The 5,175-nt window shown below is 31.6% G+C and carries 6 protein-coding genes; 5 read left to right on the forward strand and 1 reads right to left on the reverse strand.

The window, feature by feature from the left end; genetic code table 11:
- The first annotated feature begins 183 nt into the window (after positions 1-183).
- The 5 genes from IJI80_RS05415 to IJI80_RS05435 all read left to right on the forward strand — a co-directional run bounded on the left by IJI80_RS05415 (position 184) and on the right by IJI80_RS05435 (position 4,418).
- On the forward strand, positions 184-750 hold the full coding sequence (locus IJI80_RS05415; protein WP_292788304.1) for a GMP synthase subunit A: 567 nt from the start codon (positions 184-186) through the stop codon (positions 748-750).
- A gap of 71 nt (positions 751-821) precedes the next feature.
- Positions 822-1,064, forward strand: a complete 243-nt coding sequence (locus IJI80_RS05420; protein ID WP_292788306.1) for a hypothetical protein — start codon at positions 822-824, stop codon at positions 1,062-1,064.
- Between the two features lie 49 nt (positions 1,065-1,113).
- The gene (guaA, locus tag IJI80_RS05425; RefSeq protein ID WP_292788308.1) at positions 1,114-2,040 is read left to right on the forward strand and encodes a glutamine-hydrolyzing GMP synthase; all 927 of its coding nucleotides are present in this window, start codon (positions 1,114-1,116) and stop codon (positions 2,038-2,040) included.
- A gap of 148 nt (positions 2,041-2,188) precedes the next feature.
- Positions 2,189-3,385 (forward strand): Nre family DNA repair protein, encoded by a 1,197-nt coding sequence (locus IJI80_RS05430; RefSeq protein WP_292788309.1) that lies wholly within the window; start codon positions 2,189-2,191, stop codon positions 3,383-3,385.
- 19 nt (positions 3,386-3,404) lie between these two features.
- On the forward strand, positions 3,405-4,418 hold the full coding sequence (locus IJI80_RS05435) for a DegT/DnrJ/EryC1/StrS family aminotransferase (RefSeq protein ID WP_292788310.1): 1,014 nt from the start codon (positions 3,405-3,407) through the stop codon (positions 4,416-4,418).
- A 47-nt stretch (positions 4,419-4,465) separates the two neighbouring features.
- Here IJI80_RS05435 and cgi121 read toward each other — a convergent pair whose 3' ends face one another.
- Positions 4,466-4,993, reverse strand: coding sequence for a KEOPS complex subunit Cgi121 (gene cgi121, locus IJI80_RS05440; protein WP_292788311.1), 528 nt, complete (start codon positions 4,991-4,993; stop codon positions 4,466-4,468).
- Positions 4,994-5,175: the final 182 nt, after the last annotated feature.

Raw genomic sequence — 5,175 nt, forward strand, 5'->3', positions numbered from 1 at the left:
TAAGTAATTTAACATTGATTAAAAAGTAGTAATTTAAATGTAGTAACTTTATATATTATATTAAATATATATTAAATTAATATAATATTATATAACTATTAAGTTAATAAATTCATTTATTTTTTAGCTTTAATATGATATTATACAAAGCATTTACTCGTAAAAATGATTTTGAGAGATTATATGACAATTTTAGTTATTAATAACAAAGGGCAATACAATCACAGAATCCAAAGAAGCTTACAATACCTTAATATTCCTTCACAGTTAGTCAGCAATGATTTATCTATTGAAGAAATTGAAGCAAAGGATCCTATTGGTTTAATTTTAGGTGGAGGCCCTTCTATAGATGATGTGGGGAATGCTGCAGAATATATTAAACACTTTGATATTCCAATTCTTGGCATTTGTTTAGGTCATCAGTTAATAGCTAAAACATTTGGTGGAGAAGTTTCCACTTCAGACACTGAAAGTTATGCTCAAGTAAAAATTAATCTTTTAGATACTTCCAATCTCTTTAAAGGCCTTGAATCCCCTCTTGATGTTTGGAGTTCTCATAAAGATGAAGTTCATACTCTTCCTGAAGAATTTGATATAATTGCAAATTCATCTCTTTGTGATATAGAATCCATGAAACATAAGGAAAAAGAGATTTACGGAATTCAATTCCATCCAGAGGTTCATCATACCCCTAAAGGGGAATTCATCTTTAAGAATTTTTTTGAAATTTGTCAGAATTATAGGAAATGAGTAAATTAAAAAGAAAAAGATTTTAGGATTATATTTATTTTATATTTAATTTTTAAAAAAGGGTTGATAAAATGTTTGATAATTTAGATGATTTCAAGAAAAAAGCAATTGACAATAAAGCTAACTTAAAATTCAAAAACATCAGTATTCCTATCGGTGATGGAGAACAAGATTTCAGAATCACTGGTATTGGTGAAAAAGCTATTAAAATTGAAAAATATGTCAAATATGAAGACATGATGGATGCTGTAATGGATGGCAAAGACGAAGGTTTAGAAGCTATCATTATGGAATTTATCGAAAATTTTGAATAAATCGTTTGCATTGCTTAAATAATAATTTAATGTATTTTAAGGTATTTTTATGTTAAGCCCAAAAGAATTTATTGAAGATGCTATTATTAAAATCAAAGATGAAATCGGTGATGAAAAAACTATTATAGCATTATCCGGTGGAGTTGACAGTTCTGTCTGTTCAGTTCTTACACAAGAAGCTATTGGTGATAATTTAACCGCAATTTTTGTTAACCATGGTTTACTTAGAGAGGGAGAAGCGGAACAGGTTTGTGCTGTTTTTGAAGAAAGACTTAACTTCAAGTATGTGGATGCATCTGATGAATTTTTATCCGAACTTGAAGGTGTGGATGATCCTGAAGAGAAAAGGAAAATCATTGGAAGAGTATTCATTGAAGTCTTTGAAAGAGAAGCACAAGCAGTTGATGCTAAATACTTAGTTCAAGGTACCATTGCTCCTGATTGGATTGAAACTGAAGGTGAAATCAAGACTCACCACAACATGGCATTGCCAAGTGGTATGGTTTTAAAAGTAGTTGAACCTGTTAGAGACTTATATAAAGATGAAGTAAGAGAAGTCGGAAGAGAATTAGGTCTTCCTGATAGTATTGTACAAAGACAACCTTTCCCAGGTCCAGGACTTGGTGTAAGAGTTGTTGGAGCTTTAACAAGAGATAATTTAGCTGTTTGTAGAGCTGCAGATGCTATTGTAAGAGAAGAAGTGGAAAAAGCTGGTTTGGACAAGGAATTATGGCAATATTTCGCTGTACTTACAGACACTAAAGTAACTGGTGTAAAAGGTGATGAAAGAGACTTTGGTTATCTCATTGTAATCAGATTGATCAGTTCAATTGATGCAATGACTGCAACTGTCCCTGAAATGCCTTGGGATGTAATCAGAACCATTTCCAGAAGAATCACCTCTGAAGTTTCTGAAGTTACACATGTTGCTTTATCCATTAGTGACAAGCCACCTAGTACCATAGAATTTTGTTAATTTTCTAATAAATTAACTGTAATTCTCTTAATTTAAGTTAAGTTAGTTTTTAAAACTAATTTTAACTATTTTATTTTTTATCATTTTAAATCACTAATTAAAATCACTTATAAAAATCATCATCATTTATTTTATTCAAGGTATTATTATGAGAACATCTAAGACTACTAAAAACGCTTATTTGGAGAAATTAACTGAAAAGATCAAGATGAATTCAGTTGATGTAGGAAAGGACTTAGATGGAAGTACACCACCATCTGTTTTTATAGGCCGTTGGAGCTATCCTAAAGTGTATGCTGGACCAATGATGGTTCCTCAACTGGGAGATACTTACATTATGGACTCCCCAGAGCAATGGATTGCAAACAATAAGTCCCAAGAGGATATCATTACATACCGTATGAATCTTGTTCGTGGAAAGCAATTGATAGATATTAAGGATTTGGAAAATCCTTTTGTTGAAAAATTGCAGGACATTTCCCTTGCATCAAAATCAATTGACAGTGAAGCTACTTTTGGTTCAAAGCCTGTTGGTGCCAGTTTCAATGAAGAGATTACTCCTCATGGTCCAAGTGCAATAATTGAAAAGTTTGATATTGACGCAGTTAGATGGGATAAGCAACTTGAAAAAAGCTTTTATGACACTGATTTAAAGGCTCGTGAAGCGGTAATGAATCTTCATAATAAGGATGTTCCTTTTTCAGCTATGCAAAAGGCTTTCTCTGTTGGCGCATTTGGTCTTAAGAAGAATCGAAGATTGGTTCCGACAAGATGGTCCATTACAGCTTGTGACAGTACAATTGCAGACAGCTTATTAAAGGAAGTAAGGCATTATGATATTATGGATTCTCATAGAGTCTATGAGTTTTCCAGTTTGAACAACTATTATGCAATCATCTTAACTCCTACCGAATGGCAGTATGAATGGTTTGAGGCATTCATTAAAGTCATGGGTGGAGAGGAAATGATGTTTTCAGATTATGAAACTAACAGTGATAAGACAGAGTATTCCTGTGTAGGTGGATGCTATTACTCTGCAAAGATGGCTGTTCTTGATAAATTAGCCAAGCTTAAGCTTCAATCAGGTGTTATCATACTTAGGGAAGCTTATTCAGGATATGTTCCCCTTGGAGTGTTTAATGTAAGGGAGAATATTAAGTATGCAATGAATGGAGATTATAAGGAGTTTGAATCATTGAAGGAAGCTCTTGTTTATTGTGGAACTAAACTGCAACTTCCAATAAGCAAATATGTAAAGCAGAGCAATTTGCTAAAGGAATTATTGCATTCAAAGCAGACAACATTGGATTCCTTCTTTAAGAAATCCCCAGATTTACAACAATAACTTGATATTAGGTATAAATATGAATCTTAAATTTAAAAAACCATCAAAGGAAACTCAAAATGCTATGTCTAAAGTGGCTAGTGGTGAGGATAATCATGATTATCACAGTATGGCTGAAGAGAAATTAGTCAATATCACTAATCATCATTATGCTAATTTAGTCAGTAGTGGCAATTCAGCTATTTTATCTGCTATGAATTCAATTGATGGTGCTATTCTAATTCCAGATCAAGGAGCATGGAATGGATTTAAGCAAATAGCTAATTTCTTAAATAAGGATTTAATCACTGTAAAGACTAATAAAGGATTGATTGATTTAGATAATCTTAATGAATCAATTATCGCAGCATCTGAAAATAACATGATTGATTTGGATGATGAAAATAATAAATCTGCTCTATTTTTAACAAGTTTTGCAGCTTATACTGCTGAGCAGGACTTGAAGGCGATATGTGATTTTGCCCATAAGAACAATATTCTTGTTGTGGAAGATGCATCAGGAGCTATTGGAGATTATGAGAACAGATTGGCAAATGGAGATTATTCAGATGTTATAATTGTATCTACAGGCTCTCCAAAGATAGTGAATGTTGAAGACGGTGGATTTATAACAACTAATGATGACAAATTGTTTGAAAAGTCAAAGCTTCTTTTAAAAACAAATAATGCAAGCAACATCACTGCATGTGGAATATATAATGAATTGAATTTCGCTAAAGATAACCTTAAAAAGACTGTTGATGCATGCTCATATCTTAAGGAAGCTATTGAAGAAAAAACAAGTTTCAATGTATTCCACAAGGATAAAAGAGGAATTAATGTAATATTAGAAACAGAAGATCCTAAATCATTATCCTATAAATTACGTCAGGAATTTGTTTTAGACAGTCATGGAATGATTACCAAATGTCCTAATTACAATAGACTCAAAGAAAAAGCAGTTGCTTTGGAGATTAAGAATTTGGATATTGGATGTTTGAGCCAAGATAATTTGGATGAAATCATCAAAACTTTAAAGTGCTTTGATAATTAATAAAAATAGGTTTTTTAAAATTTTTTTAATTTTTTCATTACTCTTTTTCAATGATCCACTATTAATCTAGTAGTTTTATCAATTAATATGTCAGTTATATGCATGTTCTTTAACTCTTTTTCAGGAATATCATATAAGTCTAATAATATTGATTCGTCAGCTTCAAAAACAGCATCATTCCTTACAAACATGCAAGATAATTCATCGATAAAGTAATCTGGACAATCGATTAGAACAACCGCTATATTCATCTTACCTTCTTCAAGACCAAGTATGTCAAATGCCTTGGAAATTTGTCTTTGGGCAGAAGTTCTGATTAATATTTCAATACCTAAATCCTTAGCTAAATTGTCTCCCCTTTTGAATGCATTGATTGCATGGATAACACCTTGCTTGAGATGTTCCTTTCCAGCTATTGCATCTGCATTCATAAGCTGAATAATTCCAACGTCACAACAGCTGTTTCTAATGGTTTCAACTTGTTCCAATGTTTTAGGAATGCTTTCTATTTCTCCAGTGAATCCTAATATTTCAACATTATCCAAATTAGCCAATTCCTTATCGTATTCATTCATTTTATCGCTCTATAATGTTATATTATAAAAATTAAAATAATTAGATGATTAAAATTAAAAAAATAATTTAAAAATTAGTTTATTTTTTATTCTTCTTTGTTTGCTTTTTATCCAAGGAAAAATGATTGTTCTCAAGCCCTCTGTTTACACCATCAACATAAGCTTCCACACTAGCATTGATA

The organism is Methanobrevibacter sp. (assembly GCF_017432245.1).
Taxonomy (GTDB): Archaea; Methanobacteriota; Methanobacteria; order Methanobacteriales; family Methanobacteriaceae; genus Methanobrevibacter.

Bases quoted from the DNA above. Each gene is read 5' to 3' on its own strand.
- IJI80_RS05415 (WP_292788304.1), top strand. From the start codon at position 184: ATGACAATTTTAGTTATTAATAACAAAGGGCAATACAATCACAGAATC.
- IJI80_RS05420 (WP_292788306.1), top strand. From the start codon at position 822: ATGTTTGATAATTTAGATGATTTCAAGAAAAAAGCAATTGACAATAAA.
- guaA (WP_292788308.1), top strand. From the start codon at position 1,114: ATGTTAAGCCCAAAAGAATTTATTGAAGATGCTATTATTAAAATCAAA.
- IJI80_RS05430 (WP_292788309.1), top strand. From the start codon at position 2,189: ATGAGAACATCTAAGACTACTAAAAACGCTTATTTGGAGAAATTAACT.
- IJI80_RS05435 (WP_292788310.1), top strand. From the start codon at position 3,405: ATGAATCTTAAATTTAAAAAACCATCAAAGGAAACTCAAAATGCTATG.
- cgi121 (WP_292788311.1), bottom strand. From the start codon at position 4,993: ATGAATGAATACGATAAGGAATTGGCTAATTTGGATAATGTTGAAATA.